Here is a 21,471-nt window from a genome sequence, read left to right on the forward strand (position 1 = left end):
GCGTGAACGACGCCCGGCCACCCCTCGTCGAGCTCAGCCACGTCGCGAAGTCGTACCGGCGCGGCAACCAGATCGTGCCCGTGCTGACCGACATCACGCTCGACATCGGCGAAGGCGACTTCGTCGCGCTGATGGGGCCGTCGGGCTCCGGCAAGAGCACGCTGCTGAACCTCGTGGCCGGCATCGACCGGCCCGACAGCGGCGAGCTGCGCGTCGGCGGCCTCGACATCTCGCGACTCGCCGAGGCGCAACTGGCCGAATGGCGCGCGGCGAACGTCGGCTTCATCTTCCAGTTCTACAACCTGATGCCGGTGCTCACCGCGTTCGAGAACGTCGAGCTGCCGCTGATGCTCACGCACCTGTCGCGCCGCGAGCGGCGCGAGCGCGTCGAGCTCGTGCTCGACATGGTGAATCTCGGCGATCGCACGAGCCATTACCCGTCGGAGCTGTCGGGCGGCCAGCAGCAGCGCGTCGCGATCGCGCGCGCGCTGATCACCGATCCGGTGCTGATCGTCGCCGACGAGCCGACCGGCGACCTCGACCGTGCATCGGCCACCGACGTGCTCGCGATGCTGCAGCGGATGAACGCCGAGCTCGGCAAGACGATCATCATGGTGACGCACGACGCGCACGCGGCCGGCGCCGCGCGCTCGCTCGTCCATCTGGAAAAGGGGGAGCTGATCGATGGGCACGCGGCCTGATCGACGCGAGCGCGCGCGATGTACGTGCTGAAGCTGATCGCGCGCAACGCGCTGCGGCACCGGCTGCGCACGCTGCTGACCGTGCTCGGGCTCACGATCGCCGTGCTCGCGTTCGGGCTGCTGCACACCGTCGTCGATGCGTGGTACGCGGGCGCGGCGGCCGCGTCCAGCGGACGGCTCGTCACGCGCAACGCGATCTCGCTGGTGTTTCCGCTGCCGGTGAGCTACGAGAACCGGATCCGCGGCGTCGACGGCGTGACGGCCGTGGTCCGCTCGAACTGGTTCGGCGGCATCTACCGCGACCCGAAGAACTTCTTCGCGAGCTTCGCGGTGTCGGAGAACTATCTCGACCTGTATCCGGAATTCATCCTGCCGGCGCAGCAGCGCGCCGACTACGATCGCGACCGCCGCGGCTGCCTCGTCGGCCGCCAGCTCGCGACGCAGTTCGGCTTCAAGGTCGGCGACGTGATTCCGCTGAAGGGCACGATCTACCCCGGCACGTGGGACTTCGTCGTGCGCGGGATTCTCGACGGCCGCGACGACTCGACGATCACGCGTCAACTGGTGTTCCACTGGGATTACCTGAACGAGACGGTGCGCAAGCGCACGCCGAAGCAGGCCGACCAGGTCGGCGTGTTCGTGCTCGGCGTCGCGAACCCCGACGACGGCGCGTCGATCGCGCGCAACGTCGACGCGGTGTTCAAGAACTCGCTCGCCGAAACGCTGACCGAGACCGAGCAGGCGTTCCAGCTCGGCTTCGTCGCGATGTCGAACCAGATCATCGCGGCGATCCGCCTCGTGTCGTACGTGGTGATCCTGATCATCATGGCCGTGATGGCCAACGCGATGGCGATGAGCGCGCGCGAGCGCACGGCCGAATACGCGACGCTGAAGGCGCTCGGCTTCGGCCCCGGGTTCCTCGCGCTGATCGTGTTCGGTGAATCGGTCGTGATCGCGGTGGCCGGCGGCGGGCTCGGGATGCTCGCGACGCCGCCCGTCGCGAGCCTGTTCAAGCAGGCGGCGGGCGGCATTTTCCCGGTATTCAAGGTGTCGACCGAGACGGTCGTGCTGCAGGCCGCGTGCTCGGTCGCGGTCGGCTTCGCTGCGGCAATCGTGCCGGCGTGGCAGGCGGCGCGCGTGCGCGTGGTCGAAGGCCTGCGGGCGATCGGATAGAGACGCGCATGGCGATCCCGCTCACCTACATCGCACGCAACCTGTGGACCCGGCGGCTCACCACCGCGTTGACCGCCGGTGGCATGGCGCTCGTGATCTTCGTGTTCGCGACGGTGCAGATGCTCGATGCCGGCCTGACGAAAACGCTCGTATCGACCGGCGAACCCGACAACGCGGTGGTGATCCGCAAGGGTGCCGAGACCGAGATCCAGAGTTCGATCGACCATCAGCAGGCCAATGCGCTCGAGATGCATCCGGCCGTCGCGCTCGGCCCCGACGGCCGGCCGCTCGTGTCGAAGGAGGCCGTGGTGCTGATCTCGCTCGTGAAGACGTCGACCGGCAAGCCGTCGAACGTCGTGATCCGCGGCGTGTCGCCGGCGGGCCTCGCGCTGCGGCCGCACGTGACGCTCGTGGCCGGCCGCCCGTTCGCGCCGGGCTCGTCGGAGATCGTCGTCGGCAGCGCGATCGCGAAAGGCTTCAGCGGCACGCAGCTCGGCGATCGCCTGCACTTCGCGCAGCGCGACTGGACCATCGTCGGCATCTTCGACGCGGGCGGCAGCGGCTTCGATTCGGAGATCTGGGGCGACGTCGACCAGCTGATGCAGTCGTTCCGCCGCACCAGCTATTCGTCGATGGTGCTGCGCATCCCGAGCGCCGACGGCTTCGCGCGCTTCAAGGCCGACATCGACGTCGATCCGCGCCTGACCGACGAGGCGAAGCGCGAGCAGACCTTCTACGGCGACCAGTCGAAGGCGCTGTCGACGTTCATCAACATCCTCGGCATCACGCTGTCGACGATCTTCTCGATCGCCGCGATGATCGGCGCGATGATCACGATGTATGCGTCGGTCGCGAACCGCGTGGCCGAGATCGGCACGCTGCGCGCGCTCGGCTTCAAGCGCACCAACGTGCTCGCCGCGTTCCTGCTGGAGGCGCTGCTGCTCGGCTTCGTCGGCGGCGTCGCGGGGCTCGCGTGCGCGTCGCTGATGCAGTTCGCGTCGTTCTCGACGACCAACTTCCAGACCTTCTCGGACCTGTCGTTCCGCTTCGTGCTGACACCCGCGATCGTCGTGAAAACGCTCGTGTTCTCGCTCGTGATGGGGCTCGTCGGCGGGTTCCTGCCGGCGATGCGCGCCGCGCGGCTGAAGATCGTCGACGCGCTGCGCGCGCAGTGACGCGCGCCGCCGACGCGCACGTTCAACGTTCGCGCGGCACCCACGCGCCGTGGAACCCGGCCGGCACGCGGCGCGGCAGATGCACGGTCGCGACCGGCCCCGCGTCGATCGCGCGCGCATCGAGGATCACGACGTCGCTCGTATCCGTCGCCGCGCGGTAGACCATCACCAGCAGCCAGCCATCGTCCTCGTCCGCGCCGCCCGGGCGCGGCACGAACACCGGCTCGCCGTTCTGGTCGCCGGCCGGCACCGCGTAGTGCGTGGTCGTGCCGCGCACGTGGTCGAAGCGCATCACGCCGCGCATTTCCGCGTTGTTCGGCTGCTCGACCGCATACAGATAGCGGTAGCCGCGCCCGGTCCGGCTTTCGTTGATGCGCGGCAGCTCGATGCCGCCGTCGGCGAGCGGCCCTTCGTCGATCAGCCCGTTCGCCGTATCGATCACGTAGCGCCACAGCTCGCCGACCGGGTTGTCGGCGAAGCGGCCCGTGCGCGCGTCGAGCCGCAGGAACGACGGATAGCGCACCGCGTCGAGCACGATGCACGACGCGTCGCAGTCGTACGCGTTCACGACGTGCTGGATGAAGCACGGCTCGACGCCGAACCAGCGCACGTCGCCGCCGTGGCGCGGCAGCACGCCGATGCGTGCGGGCCGGTCGTCGTGCCAGCGCAACGGCATCCGGTGGCCGTGCTTCAGCAGCGAGAAGTCGTAGCCGACGTTCAGGTCGAGCAGCAGGCTGCGGGTTTCGGTGATCGCGAGGTCGTGCATCATCGACGGCGCGCCCAGCTCGATCTCGACGTCGACACGCTTCACGCCCATCGCGTCGATCACGCCGTAGCGCAGCCACGGGGCGCGCCAGTCCGCGCGGAACAGGATCAGCTCGCCGGTTACCGGATCGACCTTCGGATGCGCGGTCATCCCGCCGTCGAAGCCCGCGTGCCGCGCCGGCACGCCGAACGAATCGAGCGAGGCGGTGATCGCGAGCGGCGCGCCGCCCTCGGCCAGCGCGAGCAATTCGCCCGCATGCTGCAGCACGCTCACGTTCGGATTGGTGTCGGGCAGATGCGGCGCCTGCCCCGGTGCATGGACGGCGGCCCAGCGCCGCGTGCGCGCCCAGCGGTTCCGGTAGCCGGCCGCGCGGCCGTCGCCGAACGCGATCGCATGCAGCATCGCGGCCTCCGGCCACCACGACAGCACGTCGTTGCCTTCGAAGCGGCCGCCCGGCGGGTTCGGGCCGTTGCGCAGCAACGTGCCGTCGAGTTCGCGCGGAATGGCGCCCGTCACACGCAGGTCGACGACGTCGACTTCGTCGGCGACCGGCGCGATCGCGCCGCGGTTCAGGTCGAATACGGTCATCGCGTCGGCGCTCCGTCAGCAGTCGTCGGCGGCCGGCGGCAGATCGCCGCGCGCCAGCGCGAGCGCATGGTCGCGCACGTCGTCGGGCCAGCCGGCGATCAGTTCGGCCAGCCGCGCCGGATCGTTCGCATACAGCGCCCGCGCGGCTTCCTCGAAACCGGGCAGGTCGCCCGCCATCGCCGACATGAAGTGGTATGCGCGCGCCTGCGCGTCGCGCTGCCGGTCGGCCGCCGCATGCGTGCGCCGCGCGTCCTCGACGAGCTTGCGCAGCGCGACCGACGCACCGCCCGGCTGCGCGCCGAGCCATTCCCAGTGGCGCGGCAGCAGCGTGACCTCGCGCGACACCACGCCGAGCTTCGGGCGGCCGCGGCCGCGCTGTTCGCCTGCGACCGCGCCGCCCGGCTCGCCGGCGCTGGCCGCTGCGTCGCCCGACAGCGCCGCATAGCGCGCGCGGATATCGTCCGCCGTGCCGCGCAGGTCGAGGTCGATCGAGCGACCGGTCGCGTCGTCGAAGATCAGGATCGTGCCGGGCGCCGCGTCGCCGGCCGCCTGCCGGACCGCGAGCGCGACCGTCGCAAGCGGGCCCGATGCGAGCCGCCGATGGCCGTCGAAGGCGGTGTACGAAGGAAGGAGCGTAGAAGAAGTCATTGTGGTCGCCCGCGGGCTGGAATCGGAATGGCGCTATTTTTATCCGGGTATTAATTGAATGTCAATATTATCCGGGTAAAAAAATATCGTCACTGTCGAATTCCATCCTGCGGGGGCGACCCCGGTGGCCGATCAGGTCGCCCTTGCCCGCGCCACGATGCCGCGCGCGCTGGCCAGCGCGTCGTCGAGCGACACATGCCCTTCGAACGCCGACGACGCCGACGGCGGCAGGTTCTCCTCGATCGCGTGCGCGAACTGCACGCCGGCATCGTCGGCAAGCCGCGCGCGCAGCGCGGCGACGCGCGGGAACGCATCGCGCTCGAACACGCCGTGATAGTCGGCCCAGCGCGCGATTCCCGTGAAGTACGCGTCGGCCAGCGTGCGCCGCGCGCCCAGCAGCCACGGGCCTTCGCCGCGTTCGAGCAGCGCTTCGAGCTGCCGGTGCGCCTTCAGCACCTTGCCGCGGCCGTACGCCTGCAGCGCCGCCTTCTCCGCGCCTTCGGTGTCGTGTTCGTACACGTACCAGAGCGCGCCGAATGCACTGAAGAACGTCGTGTTCAGCCATGCCAGCATCCGGTTCAGCCGGTCGAAATCCGCGCTGCCCTGGCGAAACGCGAGGCCGCTGTCGAGCGCCTGCGCGCCGATATGGCCGAGGATCGCGATGCTTTCGGTCAGCACGTCGCCGTTCGCGGTGACGAACGCCGGCGTCTCGGCGACGGGGTTCAGCGCGACGAACGCGTCGCTCGTCACAGTGCCCGGCATCGTGATGCGCGAAAGCCGGTACGGGCGGCCGGTCCATTCGAGCGCGACGATCGAGCCGAACGAGCAGCCGGCGGGAATACCGTAGAGAAGGATCGGAGACATCGAAGAATTCCGCGGAAGTTGAACGAGCCGTCATGCTCCCATGGCGAACGATGGCGCAGTAGCCGCTAAAATCGAAACCCGTCGTTTCTCCATATGGACGCTGGAAGTGAACCTGAACGATCTCTACCTGTTCGTGCAGGCCGTCGATGCCGGCAGCATGTCGGCGGCCGCGCGCCGGCTCGACCTGCCGAAATCGACGGTCAGCAAGCGCGTGGCCGAACTCGAGCGCACGCTCGGCGCGCGGCTCGTGCATCGCACGTCGCGCAGCTTCCGGCTCACGCCGGTCGGCGCCGAATTCTTCGAGCATGCGCGCGCCGCCGTGATCGAGGCCGACAGCGCGCGCGACGCGGTGCTGCGGCAGGCCGCCGAGCCGGCCGGCGTCGTGCGGATCACGAGCTCGGTGCCGGTCGCGCAGCACATCCTCGCGCCGTGCCTGCCGGCGCTGGCGATCGCGCATCCGAAGCTGCTGCTGCAGATTCATGCGAGCGACCGCCTCGTCGACATCGCGCAGGAAGGCTTCGACATCGCGGTGCGCAGCCATTTCGCGCCGCTGCCCGATTCCGCGCTCGTGCAACGGCCGCTCGCGGCGTCGCCGATCGTCGTCGTCGCGGCGCCAGCCTATCTCGCGCGGGCCGGCACGCCCGACACGCCGGCCGACCTCGCGCAGCACGACGGGCTTCACCCGGGCCCGCAGCCATGGCGGCTGCAGCGCGGCGACGATGCCGTCGACGTGACGCCGCGCCTGCGGCTGCAGGCCGACGAATCGACGCTGCTGTTGCAGGCGGCGACGGCCGGCCTCGGCCTCGCGTGCCTGCCCGACTGGATCGCCGGCGCCGCGCTCGCGTCCGGTACGCTCGTGCGCGTGCTGCCCGGCTGGTGCGCCGGCACCGTCACGACGACGCTGCTGATGCCGCACCGGCGCGGCCAGCTGCCCGGCGTACGCGCGGCCGTCGAGTTTCTCGCGCAGCATGTGGCGCGCCATCACGGCAGCGGCGCGGACGACGCGCGCGCGTGCCCCCCTCGTTCGATCGATTCAAATGCTGAATCGATCAAGTCAGCAATTGGCATGAAAGCGCAAATATCGACATGACAGAATGGCCCGGGCGCCCTGCCTGCCCTCGGCGTCCGGTGCCCGGCCTCCGCCGGCGGCATCAATACATTACGCGCGCACCCGACGCGCCTGCCGCTCGACGGCGCCTTCCGCCCTTCGGAGGAGACAAGTCATGAATCCGCTTCACGCATTGCCGGCGTCCGCGTCGGCAACGGCCCGGCGCACCCGCGTGCGCTGGCTGGTGCTGGCCGTGCTGTTCGCGGTCACGACGATCAACTACGCGGATCGCGCGGCGATCGCGATCGCCGGCCCCAGCCTCGCCCGCGCGCTGCACCTGAGCCACGTGCAGATGGGCTTTATCTTCTCGGCGTTCGGCTGGTCGTACGTGATCGCGCAATTGCCGGGCGGCTGGCTGCTCGACCGTTACGGATCGCGCATCGTCTACGCATTCAGCATCTTCTTCTGGTCGCTGTTCACGCTGCTGCAGGGCGGGATCGGCTTCTTCGGCGGCGCGGCCGCGTTCGCGCTGCTGTTCGGGCTGCGCTTCCTGGTCGGCGCGGCCGAGGCGCCGTCGTTCCCGGCCAACAGCCGGATCGTGTCCGCGTGGTTCCCGGCCGCCGAACGCGGCACCGCATCGGCGATCTTCAACGCCGCGCAGTACGCGGCGACCGTCGTGTTCGCGCCGCTGATGGGCTGGCTCGTGCACGCGTTCGGCTGGCAGTCGGTGTTCGCGGTGATGGGCGTGCTCGGCTTCGCGTTCGTGCTGGTGTGGAACCGCACGATGTACGACCCGAAGGCGCACCCGACCATCAACCGCGCGGAACTCGACTACCTCGCCGAAGGCGGCGCGCTCGTCAACATCGACCAGGCGACGGGCGCACGCGAAGGCGGCCCGTCGATGCGTCACGTGAAGGCGCTGCTGAGAAACCGGATGCTGGTCGGCGTGTACGTCGCGCAGTACTGCATCAACGCGCTCACCTACTTCTTCATCACGTGGTTTCCCGTCTATCTGGTGCAGGCGCGCGGGATGTCGATCCTCAACGCGGGGCTCGTCGCGTCGATCCCGGCCGTGTGCGGGTTCCTCGGCGGGATTCTCGGCGGCGTCGTGTCCGATGCGCTGCTCAAGCAGGGCCGGTCGCTGTCGGTCGCGCGCAAGGTGCCGATCGTGTTCGGCATGCTGCTGTCGATGTCGATGATCGTCTGCAACTACACCGATTCGCACGTGATCGTCGTGCTGTTCATGGCGCTGTCGTTCTTCGGCAAGGGGCTCGGCGCGCTCGGCTGGGCCGTCAACGCCGACACCGCGCCGCGTCAGATCGCCGGCCTGAGCGGCGCGCTGCTCAACACGTGCGGCAACCTTTCCAGCATCACGACGCCGATCGCGATCGGCTATATCGTCGACCGCAGCGGCTCGTTCAACGGCGCGCTCGTCTATGTCGTCGCGCATGCGCTCGTCGCCGTGATCTGCTACCTGTTCGTCGTCGGCGAGATTCGCCGCGTCGAGCTTCAATGAACGGCGCGGGCCGCGCCGGCGCGTCCGGCGGCCCGCACGCCAACGGAACCAGGAGCGAACCGATGTCCGAACCCAGCCGTGCCGGCACCCCGCGCGTCACGCGCATGCAGGTGATTCCCGTCGCCGGCCGCGACAGCATGCTGCTCAACCTGTGCGGCGCGCACGCGCCGTACTTCACGCGCAACCTCGTGATCCTCGACGACAGCAGCGGACACACGGGCGTCGGCGAAGTACCGGGCGGCGAAGGCATCCGCCACGCGCTCGAGCGCATGACGGATCGCGTGGTCGGCCAGTCGATCGGACGCTACCAGGCGACGCTCAATGCGGTGCGCGCGGCGCTGTCCGGCGCGGGTGCCGGCCGCACGATCCGCCACGAAGTGACGTCGGCCGGCGAGGCGGCGGTGCTGCGCCAGCCGCACGAGATCAACCTGCGGCTCGACAACGTGATCACCGCGATCGAAGCCGCGCTGCTCGACCTGCTCGGCCAACACCTCGACGTGCCGGTCGCGGCGCTGCTCGGCGAAGGCCAGCAGCGCGATGCGGTGCCGATGCTCGCGTACCTGTTCTACATCGGCGACCGACGCCGCACCGATCTGCCGTATCGCGACGAGGCGCACGCTTCGGACGCCTGGTTCCGGTTGCGCAACGAAGCGGCGCTCACGCCGGCCGCGATCGCGCAGCAGGCCGAAGCCACGGTCGAGCGCTACGGTTTCGCCGATTTCAAGCTGAAGGGCGGTGTGATGGCCGGCGCCGACGAGATGGAAGCGATCGCGGCAATCAGGGCGCGCTTTCCCGACGCTCGCACGACGCTCGACCCGAACGGCGCGTGGTCGCTCGACGAGGCCGTCGCGCTGTGCCGCGGGCAAGGCCACCTGCTTGCCTATGCGGAAGATCCGTGCGGGCCGGAAGGCGGCTACTCGGGCCGCGAGGTGATGGCCGAATTCCGCCGCGCGACGGGAATCCCGACGGCGACCAACATGATCGCGACCGACTGGCGGCAGATGGATCATGCGGTGCGGCTGCAGGCGGTCGACATCCCGCTCGCCGATCCGCATTTCTGGACGATGCAGGGCTCGGTGCGGCTCGCGCAGCTGTGCCGCGACTGGGGGCTCACGTGGGGCTCGCACTCGAACAACCACTTCGACGTGTCGCTCGCGATGTTCACGCATGCGGCAGCGGCCGCGCCCGGCACGATCACCGCGATCGACACGCACTGGATCTGGCAGGAAGGCGACGCGCGGCTCACGCGCGAGCCGCTCGCGATCGTCGGCGGCAAGGTGGCCGTGCCGGAACGTCCGGGGCTCGGGATCGAACTGGACATGGTGCAGGTCGAGGCCGCGCATGCGTTGTACAACGCGGTGGGCGGTACGGCGCGTGACGATGCGGTCGCGATGCGGTATCTGGTGCCGGGGTGGACGTATAATCCGAAGCGGCCGAGTTTGGGGCGGGTTTAGCGCGCGGGTGGCGGGATGGCGGGTGGGCTGACGGGGGACGGTTGCCAAACGTGGAAAACGGTCGCATTCTGCCGACTGCCTTGATCGGCCCGCGCGGCGGACGGTCGGGTGCCCTCTTCCGTCCGCACAAGAACGCTTTTCATGACGTCATCCGATCCGACACCGCGACAGATCATCGTCTTCGTGCTGTATTCGTTGCTGTGCCTGCCCGCGAGCATGACCGTCGCCGGGTATGCCGCGACCCGGATCACGCAGAACGTATCGAACTTCGAAGGCGGGGCGGGCTATGCGGCGCTGTGGTGGATCATCATTCTGACCTGCGTGTTCTGCGGGCTGTCGATCGCGGTCTGCGTGCTGCTGCGGAAGAGGACCGCGGTGCTCGCGGTCATTACGGTGGGGTTCGCGGTGTTGTCGGTGCCGACGTTCAGGTTGATCCACGAGCTGGCGACCTAGCGCGTCGGCCAAGGCCCCGCGGAAAAACAAAAAGGCCCGATCTCGCGATCGGGCTTTTCAAATTCCGTTGGTGGAGCGGAGGAGGATCGAACTCCCGACCTTCGCATTGCGAACGCGACGCTCTCCCAGCTGAGCTACCGCCCCAACAGTCAATCATCATACACACGCATTTCCGCGCTTGGCAATAGGGGTTACGTCACCCCCGACGCGTTACTTTGACGGCGCGCCGGCCAGCACCCATTCGACCACCGACCGGACGTCGGCGTCGCTCATGCGCGGATGCGCGGGCATCGGAATCGCGCCCCAGACGCCCGAACCGCCGTCCTTCACCTTCTTCGACAGCTTCGCGACGGCCTGCGGATCGGACTTGTAGCGCGCGGCGATATCCTTGAACGACGGGCCGACGAGCTTGCGGTCGACCGCGTGGCAGCCCATGCACGCGTTGCTGCGCGCAACCTTCAGGCCGTCGCCGACGTCCGCGTGCGCGGCGCCCAGCGTGCCGGCCACGAGCGCCGCGGCCGCGGCGCCCTGCACCATCCATCGTTTGATCTGCGTCATCTGCCTGCCCGTCATTGCGCCTTCGCCTTCGGATTGCCCGGATGCACGTTCGACGAATTCGAGATCGGCGCGGGCGGCTGCAGCGGCGCGGACTGCACCGACGCGTCGGGCACCGCGCCCACCGTCGCGCTGTCCGCCGGGGCGGCAGCCGCCTGCGCGCCGGATGCGCCGCTCGCGGGCGACGCGTCCTGCAGCGCCTGCGCGTCCTGCGGCTTCACGTACTGGAACACCTTCACGACCTTCTCGACGCCCGGCACCTGGCTCGCGGCTTCCGCGCCGCGATTGCCTTCATCGACCGTGACGAGCCCCATCAGATAAAGATTGCCGCGCTCGCTGACGACCTTGTAGTAGTTCGCCGAGATGCCCTTCGTCGCGATCAGCTCCGATTTCACGCGCCCTTCGAGGTACGAGTCGTTCGCGCGCGACGACAGCGACGACGCCGGCCCGACCGACAGCTCGTTGACGATGCCGTTCACGTTGTTGATGCCGCGCACGATTTCCTCGGCGCGCTGCTTCGACGCATCGTTCGGCACTTCGCCCGTCAGCAGCACGCGACGGTTGAACACCGTCACGTTCACGTGCGACTGGTCGGGCAGCCCGTTGTTGATCTGCGTGAGCGACTTGACCTGGATCTCGCGATCCTCCGTCTGCGCGCCGAGCGTGCGGCGATCGGTCGCGATCAGCGCGCCGCCGCCGGCCGCTGCGCCCACGACCCCGAGCACACAACCCTGCAGCGACACGGCGAGGCCCGCCGTCAGCGCGGCGAGCAGCGTGGTTCTGACGAGCGTCTGTTTGACGCGGCTTTGATTCATCGACGGCTCTCCTTCGTTCAATCCTCACCCAGCAGCATCGCGTCGATGCCGTCGCACAGGCAGTGGATGGTCAGCAGATGGACTTCGTGGATGCGCGCCGCGCGAACGGCGGGCACGCTGATCGGAATATCGGTATCGGACAGCGCGGCCGCGACCGTGTGGTCGTTGCCGCCCGTCAACGCGACGACGGTCATCTCGCGCTCGTGCGCCTCGTCGATCGCCGCGAGCACGCGCGGCGAAGCGCCGCCCGCGTCGAGCACCAGCAGGATGTCGCCCGTCTGGCCCAGCACGCGCACCTGCTGCGCGAACAACTGCTCGGCCGCCGCCGCGCCCGCGAGGCCGGCCTGCGATGCGTCGGTGGCCAGCGCGATCGCGGGCAGGCCCGGACGCTCGCGCTCGAAACCGCCGACGAGCGACGCGGCGAGGTACTGCGCGGCGGCGGCCGACGGGCCGTCACCGCACGCGACGATCTTGTTGCCGTTCGCCAGTGCGGCGAACATCGCATCGACCGCGGCTGCGATCGGCAGCGACAGCGCGTCGGCCGCTTCGGCGTGAAGCGCGGCGCTGTCGCGGAATTGTTGCTGAATACGTTCGACTGACATCGATTCCTGGTGAACTGGGCGCGCGGCACAACTCGCGCGACATCGTGGGTGCGGCGAGTTTACCGTACTCCGGCGCCCTCTCCGGCGGTCCGGCAAGAACTCTTTACATCTCGTCACAGCTCGCGGCTATGCATCGTCGGTACGAAATGCGTCGCGCAGCCACGCAAGCCGTCCGGCCTCGAACGCGACGACGTCGAAACGGCACGCGGCGCCGGCGCCGTGCCGCGACCAGAACTGCAACGCCGCCGCGACCAGACGCCGCCGCTTGCGCCAGCCGACGCTCGCGGCCGCGCCGCCGTGCCGGGTGCTGCGCCGCGCGCGCACTTCGACGAATACGAGCATGCCGTCTGGCTCGCGCATCACGAGATCGAGCTCGCCGCCGCGCATCGTCACGTTCGCGGCGACGAACCCGAGGCCACGACGCTCGAGAAACTGCCGCGCGCGCTGCTCGAACGCCGCGCCGACCGGTTTGGATCGCGCCGCGCCGGAAAAGTTGTCGCCCGAACGCGGCCGATCGCTGGCGCGCTCCGGCCGCGCCGGCGCCGCGTGGCACAATGCCGTCCTTGTTCCGCTCGTGCCGCGATTGCGTGCATTGCCTGCCATGACTGCCCTCCTCGAACTCGCGCATACGCAGCACTACCCGGACGCCGCGCTCTACGTGGTCGCCACGCCGATCGGCAATACGGCCGACATCACGCTGCGCGCGCTGCACGTGCTCGGCCTCGTCGACCGCATCGCGGCCGAAGACACCCGCAACACGGGCCAGCTGCTCGCCCGCTACGGAATCTCGAAACCGCTCGTCGCCGTGCACGAGCACAACGAACGCGAAGCCGCGCAGCGCGTGATCGAACTGCTGCGTGGCGGCGAACGCGTGGCCTACGTGTCGGACGCCGGCACGCCGGGCATCTCGGACCCCGGCGCGCGGCTCGTCGACGCCGTGCGCGCGGCCGGCTTCCCGGTGATTCCGCTGCCGGGCCCAAGCGCGGCCGTGACCGCGCTGAGCGTGGCCGGCGACTGGGCCGGCGCGTTCACGTTCGCGGGCTTCCTGCCGCCGAAGGCGAAACAGCGCGCGACCGCGCTGCAGGCGCTGGCGTCGCACCCGTACGCGCTGGTGTTCTACGAAGCGCCGCACCGGATCGCCGAAACCGTCGACGCGCTCGCCGACGCGTTCGGCCCCGCGCGCCGGCTGCTGATCGCGCGCGAGCTCACCAAGCTACACGAGCAACTGTTTCAGGGCACCCTGGCCGAAGGACAGAGCTGGCTCGCCGGCGATGCGAACCGGCAGCGCGGCGAGTTCGTGCTGGTCGTCGAAGGCGCGCCAGCGGCAAGCGGCGAAGCCGGCGACACCGCGCACGACGCGCTGCTCAGGCTGCTGCTGGAAGAGGTGCCGGTGAAGAGCGCGGCCAAGCTCGCGGCCGCGCTGACGGGCGCATCGCGCAACACGCTGTATGCGCGTGCGCTCGTGCTGAAGGAAGGCAACGAAGGCTAACGCGCGACGCGACGCCGCCGCGCGGAAATGACAAAGGGCTGCCGGAAGGCAGCCCTTTGCGCATGAGCGGACGATCCGCCGGGTTGTTGCGTTGTGTTATTGCGTCGGGTTGTTGCGCCGCGTTACTTCGCCGAGATCGATGCGAACATTTCGTTGCGTGCATCGCGCGCTTCCTGCGGCGACAGCCCTTCGATCTTCACGCGGCCCGTGCCGGCGTGCACGAGGCCGATCACCTTGGCCGCCGCATACGACAGGTCGAGCACGCGGCCGCGCTTGAACGGCCCGCGATCGTTGACCTTCACGACGACCCACTTGCCGGTCGATGCGTTCGTCACCTTGATGTACGACGACAGCGGCAGCGTGCGGTGCGCGGCGGTGAACGCGTTCATGTTGAAGCGTTCGCCGTTCGCGGTGCGGCGGCCGTGGAAATCCCGCCCGTACCACGATGCGCGGCCGCTCTGGCGGAAATCGGACACATCCTTGCCGTCGATCGGCTCGGCGTCCGCCAGCGACGACTGCTTCGCGTCCTTGCTGTCGGCAGCCGGCATCGATGCCAGCGCGGAATCGAAATTGAGCGGCTGCTTGTCGTCGTCCGCCTTCGCGGCGGCGGCGGTCTTGTCGACCGCCTTCTTCTGGCTCACGCTGCCGGTGGTCTGGCTGGATGGCACCGCACAGCCCGTCAGCGCAAAAAACAATGCAATGGTTCCGAATCGGCTCGGAAAACGTAAATTCATCGACGTGTCGCCTTGTGGTTCGGGCCGCATCGATACAACGCTGCTTCACAACGCAGACATATGCGGCCCGGACGGCAAATGCGTGCACGCCCCGCTCGAATGCGAGCAGGCGGCTAGCATGGGCGCGGCGTTCGTCCTGGCCGCAACCGTCCTGATTAGCTTTCACGTCTGGCGCAACCTGTCCCCAACAGCCTGACCAGACCCCACATGCCGCCATCGAACATGGCTCCACGTTCGCGCGCGTCGTTACGACCAACGCACAGGAACGGCGGCACAGGCCTCATCCGGCGGCGCGGCAGCAGGGCCGCAGGCGGGCGCGCAGCACCCGGCCGGACAAGACGTGAGCACCGACTGCTCGGTGCTGGATACACCGCCGGACTCCCCGGCGGCTGATGCTTGACGGTGAATCGGACGCCTCGTTTAACGGGGCCGATACACCAGCGAATGGCGTGAAATTCACGCGCAATGGGGGCATTATACATAAATCAAAACCTTGTCTTGAAAAGGGCCCCCGGCGGACCATTGATTCTCGCTATGGCTGTAACAATCGGCATGCTCCGGGAATGCCCTGATCCGCGTGCCGCGGCATGCATCGCACGCACGGCAGGCCACGCGCGCGACCGGTACAATCGCTCCTTTTAGCCGCCGGTGCCCTCATGAAAGTCACGCTCATTCCGGTCACGCCGTTCCAGCAGAACTGCTCGCTGCTCGTCTGCGAGAAGACGGGCCGCGCCGCCGTCGTCGATCCGGGCGGCGATCTCGACCGGATCGAACAGGAAGTCGCGCGGCAGAACGTGCAGGTCGAGAAGGTGCTGCTCACGCACGGGCACATCGATCACTGCGCGGGCGCGAAGACGCTCGCGACGCGCTACGGCGTGCCGATCGAGGGGCCGCAGGAAGAAGAACGCTTCTGGATCGAGAAGCTGCCGACGCAGAGCGAGCGCTTCGGCTTTCCGGCCGCCGACGTGTTCGAGCCCGACCACTGGCTGAACGACGGCGACACCGTGCGGTTCGGCGACGAGACGCTCGAGGTCTATCACTGCCCGGGCCACACGCCCGGCCACGTCGTGTTCTTCAGCCGCGCGCATCGCGTCGCGATCGTCGGCGACGTGCTGTTCGCGGGCTCGATCGGCCGCACCGATTTCCCGCGCGGCAATCACGAGGATCTCGTGCGTTCGATCAAGGAAAAGCTGTGGCCGCTCGGCGACGACGTCACGTTCGTGCCCGGTCACGGCCCGGTGTCGACGTTCGGCGACGAGCGCCGCACGAACCCGTTCGTATCCGACAAGGTATTCGGATGAACCAGACCGCCATCCCGGAAATTTACGTCAGCACCGACGTCGAAGCCGACGGCCCGATTCCCGGCCCGCATTCGATGCTGAGCTTCGCGTCGGCCGCCTATACCGAGGACAAGCAGCTGATCGCGACGTTCTCGGCGAACCTCGAGACGCTGCCCGGCGCCAGCGCTCACCCGGTGCAGGAAGCGTGGTGGAAGACCGAGCCCGAAGCCTGGGCCGCGTGCCGGCGCGATCTGCAGACGCCCGACGCGGCGCTGGTCGCGTACGTCGAATGGGTCGAGGCGCTGCCCGGCAAGCCGGTGTTCGTCGCGATGCCGGCCGGCTTCGATTTCACGTTCATGTTCTGGTACATGATGCGGTTCGCGGGGCGCTGCCCGTTCTCGTGGTCGGCGCTCGACATCAAGACGCTCGCGTTCGCGATGACGGGCCTGCCGTACCGCAAGGCGATCAAGCCGCGCTTTCCGAAGCACTGGTTCGACGACCATCCGCACACGCACGTCGCGCTCGACGACGCGATCGAGCAAGGCGCGCTGTTCTGCAACATGCTCGCCGACCTGCGCCGGCAGCAGGCCGCGCTCGCGGGCCTGGCCGTGTCGGATACCGATCGGTCGGAAAGCGCGGGGGCGGGACAAAATCCCACGGATCCGCGAGCAAATTAGCGAATCTCGCTCAACGGCGCGTCGCCAGATTGCCTTTCGTTCCCCGGCGCTCTAACATTCAGCGTGTTGTAGCTGCCGCATGGAGGCGCAGGTGACGCTCGATTCCTTTTCGCAAAAAATCCTTCGCCTGTTGCAGCTCGACGCGCGCCGTTCCGTTCAGGAAATCTCCGACCAGGTCGGGCTGTCGAGCACGCCGTGCTGGCGCCGCATCAAGGACATGGAACAGTCGGGCGTGATCCAGCGCTACACGGCGCTGCTCGATCGCGAGAAGCTCGGCCTGCACGTCTGCGCGCTCGCGCACGTGCACCTGACGCGCCACAACGAAGGCGGCGTCGAGCAGTTCGAGCGCGAGATCGCGACCTGCCCGGAAGTCACCGAGTGCTACAGCACGACCGGCGAAGCCGATTACATCCTCAAGATCGTCGCGCCGGACATCAAGGCCTACGACGTGTTCCTGCACGAACGCATCTTCAAGATCCCGGCCGTGTCGCAGGTGCGCACGAGCGTCGTGCTGCGCGAAATCAAGTTCGACACGCAACTGCCGCTGTAACGCGCGGGCCTGCCCTGCGGCGGGCCGCGTTCGCCGTTGCCGGTGCCGGCCGCCGGTTGCCAGTCACGTCTGCCCGGTCAACGTGCGCGTGAAGCCGATCCGGCGTGCGCCGAACTCGCGCTTCAGCGTGTCGATGTCGAGCCGGGCGGCCAGCGCCGCATCGGTGTCGCGCGGATCGCCGTCGAGCGTCACGTCGACCTCGAGCCCCGTACTCAGGTAATGCAGGTTGATCGCCGCCGCATGCAGCCCGCGCTGCGCGAGCGCGGCCTCGAGCCGCGCCGCCAGTTCGCCGCGCGGCGGCAGCGCGAGCGCCGGACGGCGCGCCGCATCGTTCTCCGGGTCGACATGGATCAGCGCATCGAGCACGCGCGGGTCGGACAGCACGCGCGCCCGCGCGGTCTCGGCGATGTAATGCCCTTCCGAGACGGAGATCTTCGGATCGACGAGGATGTGCGCGTCCACGAGCGCGGCATCGCCCATCTTGCGCGTGCGCAGGTCGTGCACGTCGCGCACGCCGGGCGTCGCGACGAGCAGCGCGCGGATCTCGGCCGTGTCGGCCGTATCGAGCGCGCGGTCGGAGAGGTCCTGCAACGCGTCATAGCCGAACGTCCAGCCCATGCGCGCGACCATGAAGCCGACGATCGCCGCCGCGATCGGATCGAGCAGCCGCACCCCGGCCAGGCTGCCGACGATGCCGATCGCGACGACGAGCGACGACGCCGCATCCGAACGCGCATGCCATGCGTTGGCGACGAGCATCGCCGAGCGCACGCGCCGCGCTTCGCGCAGCATGTAGCGAAACAGCGCTTCCTTCGACACGAGTACCGTCAGCGCCACGATCAGCGCGGAAAAATGCACGGCCGGAATGTTTTCGAGATTAACGAGGCGGTCGCCGGCGCGCCAGAGCATGCCGATACCGACCGCGATCAGGATCGCGCCGAGAAACAGCGACGCGACCGTCTCGTAGCGGCTATGGCCGTAATTGTGGTCGGCATCCGGCGATGCGCCGCTATGCCGATTCGCAACCAGCACGACAAAATCCGAGATCAAATCGGAAATCGAATGCACACCGTCCGCAATCAATGCTTGCGAATGCGCAATCACGCCGACCGCGATCTGAAATGTCGCAAGTACGACATTGAGGACAATACTGACGAGCGTGCTCTTGCGCGCAACGGCGTGCTTATCTGCGCTCTGCGCGTCGCCGGAAAACGTGGACATGAAATATGAGATATCGGTGTGCGGTACGCAATTCTATCAAAGGCGCCCCGCAAGCCCGGCCAATATCCACAAATTTCTCATTTAAATCAATCGCTTATGCGAACGTGTCGCATTTTCATTCACCGGACATGCTTACAGTTTCATGACGACCCGGCTGGGCCACCGGTGTCCGGAAAACAAAAAAGCCGCGCTCCTCGACGGACACGCGGCTCTTTCGAAGAGCGGGCAACCTAAACGAACGTTTAAATCGCAAACTGTTCGCGGTTCTTGCCGGCGATCCAGCGCGGCGGCTTGCCACGACCCGACCACGTCGCGCCCGTTTCCGGATCGCGATACTTGGCCGCCACGCCTGCGCGCGGACGACCGACCTTGCCGGCCTTCGCGCGGCTGAGGCCGAGTTCGGCGAGCGAAAAGCCGTAGTCGGCAATTTTCTGCTTCACGTCATTCAGCACTTCAGCGTATTCACGCGACTTCGCTTCTTCGATTTGCTTCTCCAGCTTCTCCCGCTGGGCCAGCAGGTCCTTGTAAGAAGACATAGTTTCCCTTTCTATCTATCTGACCAATGGCGCCGGTCTGAGCCAGCTCACCATTCATGAAATATATGTGCCTCGGATTTTTGAAGGCAGAGATTAGCACAAAAAAGATTTGATAGAAGCGAGATTCATGAAAATCCCGAGATCAATTGAAATTCGCACATGTCATTTTGACCGGCCGCGGCCTTTTCTCAAATTTTTACGCTCCTCCATAGAGATTAGGACATTAGCGATTGGCTATTAGGTCTTTCAACATACGCAATTACCCTGCATTGAAGAAAATCAAAGCTTTCATCGGACGAGAGTTTCGCGAAAACCAGATGACGCGGTTTGCTAAACGAACAAATCACTGACCCGTGACGTCACGTCACATCCTTTGCGCGGGCGATCAGCTGTTCGCGCAGCGCACCGATGTCGGCCGACGGTGCGTCGAACGGCGTGCGCACGCGGCGGCCGTCGCATCGCCAGTCCGCGCCATGGCGATCGACGCCGAGCAGGTCGAGCCCGTCGCGGCGGGCGTCGCTCGCGTCGTATGCCGCCCACAGCGCCCGTTCGTCGTCGAACGCGAGCGGCGGCAGCGCATCGAGCTGCGCGCCGTCGATCCAGCCCATCCGCCCGAACCCGACGATATGGCGCAACCGCTCGATCTCGAGCGCCCAGAACCCGAAATCGCCGAGCGCGAGATAGCGCGCGGCGCTCGGTTCGTAGCGCAGGTAACGCGCGGCGACGTGCGGATCGTCGCCGAGCGGCACGAACCGGCCCAGCAGCGTCGCACGCTCGGCACTCAACACATCGCCGGCGCTGGCGTCGACGACGAGGAAACCGGCGCGCGGATCGGCGGCGAGATTGCGCGTGTGCTCGGCCAGGCCGCTCACCAGGATCACCGGCCGATGGCTTGCATCGGGTGCAAACGGCACGACCGTCGGATACGGGAAGCCCTCCGGTTCGCGCGCATGGGTGGCGAGCGTGCCGAACGTGCAGCGGTGCAGCAGATGCAGCGCGAAGGTGGGATCGATGTTCAAGGTGACTCCTGCGGTCGAAAGGCGGCGCGTCGGCCAGGGTTTCGATGTTACCCGCGGGCGCCGCACGCCGCGCATCGGCCAAACGGCCAATGCGCCACGAGGCCACTGCCGCGGGACGGCCCGAGCGCCCGCGCATCGGCCGAACGGCCAGCGCCCGGCAGGATCGTAAGCGGTTCGATAGAATCGGACAAATCCGATCGGCGCCGCGTGCGCCCGCGCATTTTCCTGACGAGCCTTCCCGTGTCCGAATCCCCTTCCTCCGAATCGCCGTCCCCGTTCGCCGCGCCGCCCGACGCGCATCGCGTGCTGCCGCTGCCGGCCCGCCAGCGCGCGCGCACGGCGTCGATGGCGCTGTTCTTCGTCGCCGGCATGATGTACGCGTCGTGGGGCGTGCACGTGCCGACCGTGCGCGACAAGTTCGCGCTGAGCCCCGGGCTGCTGTCGATCGCGCTGTTCGCGGTCGCCGGCGGGTCGATCGCCGCGATGCTGACCATCGCGCGCTGGATCGCGCGCGTCGGATCGCGCACCGCGTGCCTCGCCGGCGGGCTCGTGATGTCCGCGTGCGCGGCGCTGATCCTCGTCGTGCCCGACTACTGGATGCTGCTCGTGGTGCTCGCGCTGTTCGGCTTCTCGATGGCGACGCTCGACGTCGCGATGAACGCCGAGGCCAGCGCGGTCGAGATCGCGCTCGGCAAGCCGATCATGTCGTCGCTGCACGGGATGTTCAGCATCGGCGGGATGGCCGGCGCGGCGGCCGGCGGCGCGCTGCTGTCGGCCGGCATGGCGCCGGTCGCGCATCTCGCGCTCGCGGCGGCGGCGAGCGCCGCGGTGCTCGTGGCCGCGAGCCCGGCCGTGCTGCCGCACGTACCGCACCACGAACAGGCGCACGGCGGCGGCAACCGCTGGCGCTCGCCCGCGTTGTGGATGCTCGGCGGCATCGCGCTGGTTGCGCTGATCGCCGAAGGCGCGATGTACGACTGGGCGACCGTCTACATGCGCGACGTCGTCGCGGCGAGCCCCGCGCTCGCGAGCGCCGCGTACGCGGCGTTCTCCGGCGGGATGGCCGTCGCGCGCTTCGCGGGCGACGCGGTGCGCGCCCGCTTCGGCGCGCCGCAGCTCGTGTTCGCGAGCGCGTCGCTCGCCTGTGCGGGGATGATCGGCGCGCTGCTGCTGCCGAATCCGGTCGCGGTGCTGACCGGTTTCACGCTGATGGGCCTCGGGCTGGCCAACATGATGCCGGTGCTGTTCGCGGCCGCCGCGCGCGTGAAGGGCATCCACGCGGCCGAAGGGCTCGCGCACGTGGCCGGGCTCGCGTATTTCGGACTGCTGTTCGGTCCGGTCGTGATCGGCGCGGTCGCGCAGGCCGCGAACCTGACGATCGGCCTGTCGGTCGTCGCACTGTGCGCGGCGCTCGTCGCGCTCGTCGCACCCAGGGTGCTCGCGCACCTGAAGATCTGACGGCGCGGCGGCGTAAGCCGGCATCGAGTAGGGTGAGGGGTTACCCCCTCGGCCCTCTCACACCACCGTACGTGCGGGTCCGCATACGGCGGTTCAGTTAATGCTCTGGAGGCGATCCACCGTGCGGCGGATCGAGATCAGTCCCCGTG

General features: G+C 68.3%; 24 protein-coding genes and 1 tRNA gene. 13 read left to right on the forward strand and 12 right to left on the reverse strand.

Going from position 1 to position 21,471, the window contains the following annotated elements; all coding sequences use genetic code 11:
* The first annotated feature begins 2 nt into the window (after positions 1-2).
* Genes HWX55_RS32540 through HWX55_RS32550 form a run of 3 tightly spaced genes read left to right on the forward strand, consistent with a single transcriptional unit; the run spans position 3 to position 3,049 of the window.
* Positions 3-701 carry an ABC transporter ATP-binding protein gene (locus tag HWX55_RS32540; protein WP_175978700.1) on the forward strand — a complete coding sequence of 233 codons (699 nt, stop codon included), beginning with the start codon at positions 3-5 and terminating at the stop codon, positions 699-701.
* Positions 702-719: 18 nt separating this feature from the next.
* On the forward strand, positions 720-1,874 hold the full coding sequence (locus tag HWX55_RS32545; protein WP_175978701.1) for an ABC transporter permease: 1,155 nt from the start codon (positions 720-722) through the stop codon (positions 1,872-1,874).
* Between the two features lie 8 nt (positions 1,875-1,882).
* On the forward strand, positions 1,883-3,049 hold the full coding sequence (locus HWX55_RS32550) for an ABC transporter permease (protein ID WP_175978702.1): 1,167 nt from the start codon (positions 1,883-1,885) through the stop codon (positions 3,047-3,049).
* 22 nt (positions 3,050-3,071) lie between these two features.
* Here HWX55_RS32550 and HWX55_RS32555 read toward each other — a convergent pair whose 3' ends face one another.
* The 3 genes from HWX55_RS32555 to HWX55_RS32565 all read right to left on the reverse strand — a co-directional run bounded on the left by HWX55_RS32555 (position 3,072) and on the right by HWX55_RS32565 (position 5,915).
* Complete coding sequence (locus HWX55_RS32555) at positions 3,072-4,403, reverse strand: carotenoid oxygenase family protein (RefSeq protein ID WP_175978703.1); 1,332 nt, start codon at positions 4,401-4,403, stop codon at positions 3,072-3,074.
* A gap of 15 nt (positions 4,404-4,418) precedes the next feature.
* A complete protein-coding gene (locus HWX55_RS32560) occupies positions 4,419-5,051 on the reverse strand; it encodes a DUF2239 family protein (protein WP_175978704.1) in 633 nt (210 codons plus the stop codon).
* 132 nt (positions 5,052-5,183) lie between these two features.
* Positions 5,184-5,915 carry a glutathione S-transferase gene (locus HWX55_RS32565; protein WP_175978705.1) on the reverse strand — a complete coding sequence of 244 codons (732 nt, stop codon included), beginning with the start codon at positions 5,913-5,915 and terminating at the stop codon, positions 5,184-5,186.
* Between the two features lie 40 nt (positions 5,916-5,955).
* On the opposite strand from HWX55_RS32565, the gene HWX55_RS32570 reads away from it, so the two are divergent.
* The 4 genes from HWX55_RS32570 (at position 5,956) to HWX55_RS32585 (ending at position 10,386) form a co-directional block, all read left to right on the forward strand.
* The gene (locus HWX55_RS32570) at positions 5,956-7,005 is read left to right on the forward strand and encodes a LysR family transcriptional regulator (protein WP_244140689.1); all 1,050 of its coding nucleotides are present in this window, start codon (positions 5,956-5,958) and stop codon (positions 7,003-7,005) included.
* 133 nt (positions 7,006-7,138) lie between these two features.
* On the forward strand, positions 7,139-8,479 hold the full coding sequence (locus HWX55_RS32575; RefSeq protein WP_175978706.1) for an MFS transporter: 1,341 nt from the start codon (positions 7,139-7,141) through the stop codon (positions 8,477-8,479).
* Positions 8,480-8,541: 62 nt separating this feature from the next.
* Positions 8,542-9,933: an enolase C-terminal domain-like protein gene (locus HWX55_RS32580; RefSeq protein WP_175978707.1), complete on the forward strand. Its 1,392-nt coding sequence runs from the start codon at positions 8,542-8,544 to the stop codon at positions 9,931-9,933.
* A 141-nt stretch (positions 9,934-10,074) separates the two neighbouring features.
* Positions 10,075-10,386 carry a hypothetical protein gene (locus tag HWX55_RS32585; protein WP_175978708.1) on the forward strand — a complete coding sequence of 104 codons (312 nt, stop codon included), beginning with the start codon at positions 10,075-10,077 and terminating at the stop codon, positions 10,384-10,386.
* A 68-nt stretch (positions 10,387-10,454) separates the two neighbouring features.
* Here the strand turns inward: HWX55_RS32585 and HWX55_RS32590 are convergent.
* The 5 genes from HWX55_RS32590 to HWX55_RS32610 form a co-directional block, all read right to left on the reverse strand.
* Positions 10,455-10,530, reverse strand: a tRNA-Ala gene (locus tag HWX55_RS32590).
* A gap of 66 nt (positions 10,531-10,596) precedes the next feature.
* The gene (locus HWX55_RS32595; RefSeq protein ID WP_050011840.1) at positions 10,597-10,959 is read right to left on the reverse strand and encodes a c-type cytochrome; all 363 of its coding nucleotides are present in this window, start codon (positions 10,957-10,959) and stop codon (positions 10,597-10,599) included.
* On the reverse strand, positions 10,956-11,756 hold the full coding sequence (locus HWX55_RS32600) for a BON domain-containing protein (RefSeq protein WP_175978709.1): 801 nt from the start codon (positions 11,754-11,756) through the stop codon (positions 10,956-10,958). Before HWX55_RS32600 ends, HWX55_RS32595 begins: the two co-directional genes overlap by 4 nt.
* A gap of 17 nt (positions 11,757-11,773) precedes the next feature.
* Positions 11,774-12,358 (reverse strand): SIS domain-containing protein, encoded by a 585-nt coding sequence (locus tag HWX55_RS32605; RefSeq protein ID WP_089466408.1) that lies wholly within the window; start codon positions 12,356-12,358, stop codon positions 11,774-11,776.
* Positions 12,359-12,484: 126 nt separating this feature from the next.
* Positions 12,485-12,913, reverse strand: a complete 429-nt coding sequence (locus HWX55_RS32610; RefSeq protein ID WP_175978714.1) for a YraN family protein — start codon at positions 12,911-12,913, stop codon at positions 12,485-12,487.
* Positions 12,914-12,959: 46 nt separating this feature from the next.
* Between HWX55_RS32610 and rsmI the strand changes: the two genes are divergently transcribed.
* Positions 12,960-13,847, forward strand: coding sequence for a 16S rRNA (cytidine(1402)-2'-O)-methyltransferase (gene rsmI, locus HWX55_RS32615; protein ID WP_175978710.1), 888 nt, complete (start codon positions 12,960-12,962; stop codon positions 13,845-13,847).
* A 122-nt stretch (positions 13,848-13,969) separates the two neighbouring features.
* Here rsmI and HWX55_RS32620 read toward each other — a convergent pair whose 3' ends face one another.
* Entirely contained in the window at positions 13,970-14,581 is a 612-nt protein-coding gene (locus tag HWX55_RS32620) for a septal ring lytic transglycosylase RlpA family protein (RefSeq protein WP_175978711.1), read from the reverse strand.
* Here HWX55_RS32620 and HWX55_RS32625 point away from each other — a divergent pair.
* The 4 genes from HWX55_RS32625 (at position 14,463) to HWX55_RS32640 (ending at position 17,088) form a co-directional block, all read left to right on the forward strand.
* A complete protein-coding gene (locus HWX55_RS32625) occupies positions 14,463-14,777 on the forward strand; it encodes a hypothetical protein (RefSeq protein WP_175978683.1) in 315 nt (104 codons plus the stop codon). The genes HWX55_RS32620 and HWX55_RS32625 overlap by 119 nt on opposite strands.
* A gap of 460 nt (positions 14,778-15,237) precedes the next feature.
* A complete protein-coding gene (locus tag HWX55_RS32630) occupies positions 15,238-15,882 on the forward strand; it encodes an MBL fold metallo-hydrolase (protein ID WP_050011834.1) in 645 nt (214 codons plus the stop codon).
* The gene (locus HWX55_RS32635) at positions 15,879-16,538 is read left to right on the forward strand and encodes an exonuclease (protein WP_050011833.1); all 660 of its coding nucleotides are present in this window, start codon (positions 15,879-15,881) and stop codon (positions 16,536-16,538) included. The genes HWX55_RS32630 and HWX55_RS32635 overlap by 4 nt, the downstream gene beginning before the upstream one ends.
* Before the next feature lie 79 nt (positions 16,539-16,617).
* Complete coding sequence (locus HWX55_RS32640; protein WP_006477376.1) at positions 16,618-17,088, forward strand: Lrp/AsnC family transcriptional regulator; 471 nt, start codon at positions 16,618-16,620, stop codon at positions 17,086-17,088.
* A gap of 63 nt (positions 17,089-17,151) precedes the next feature.
* Here the strand turns inward: HWX55_RS32640 and HWX55_RS32645 are convergent, their stop codons facing one another.
* The 3 genes from HWX55_RS32645 to HWX55_RS32655 all read right to left on the reverse strand — a co-directional run bounded on the left by HWX55_RS32645 (position 17,152) and on the right by HWX55_RS32655 (position 19,864).
* Positions 17,152-18,309, reverse strand: coding sequence for a cation diffusion facilitator family transporter (locus HWX55_RS32645; RefSeq protein WP_050011832.1), 1,158 nt, complete (start codon positions 18,307-18,309; stop codon positions 17,152-17,154).
* A gap of 242 nt (positions 18,310-18,551) precedes the next feature.
* Positions 18,552-18,845, reverse strand: a complete 294-nt coding sequence (locus tag HWX55_RS32650) for an H-NS histone family protein (RefSeq protein WP_006491875.1) — start codon at positions 18,843-18,845, stop codon at positions 18,552-18,554.
* 359 nt (positions 18,846-19,204) lie between these two features.
* Complete coding sequence (locus HWX55_RS32655; RefSeq protein ID WP_175978712.1) at positions 19,205-19,864, reverse strand: pyridoxamine 5'-phosphate oxidase family protein; 660 nt, start codon at positions 19,862-19,864, stop codon at positions 19,205-19,207.
* A gap of 240 nt (positions 19,865-20,104) precedes the next feature.
* On the opposite strand from HWX55_RS32655, the gene HWX55_RS32660 reads away from it, so the two are divergent.
* Positions 20,105-21,322: an MFS transporter gene (locus HWX55_RS32660; protein ID WP_175978713.1), complete on the forward strand. Its 1,218-nt coding sequence runs from the start codon at positions 20,105-20,107 to the stop codon at positions 21,320-21,322.
* Positions 21,323-21,471 lie beyond the last annotated feature (149 nt).

The organism is Burkholderia sp. BCC1047 (assembly GCF_902833155.1).
GTDB classification, from domain to species: domain Bacteria; phylum Pseudomonadota; class Gammaproteobacteria; order Burkholderiales; family Burkholderiaceae; genus Burkholderia; species Burkholderia sola.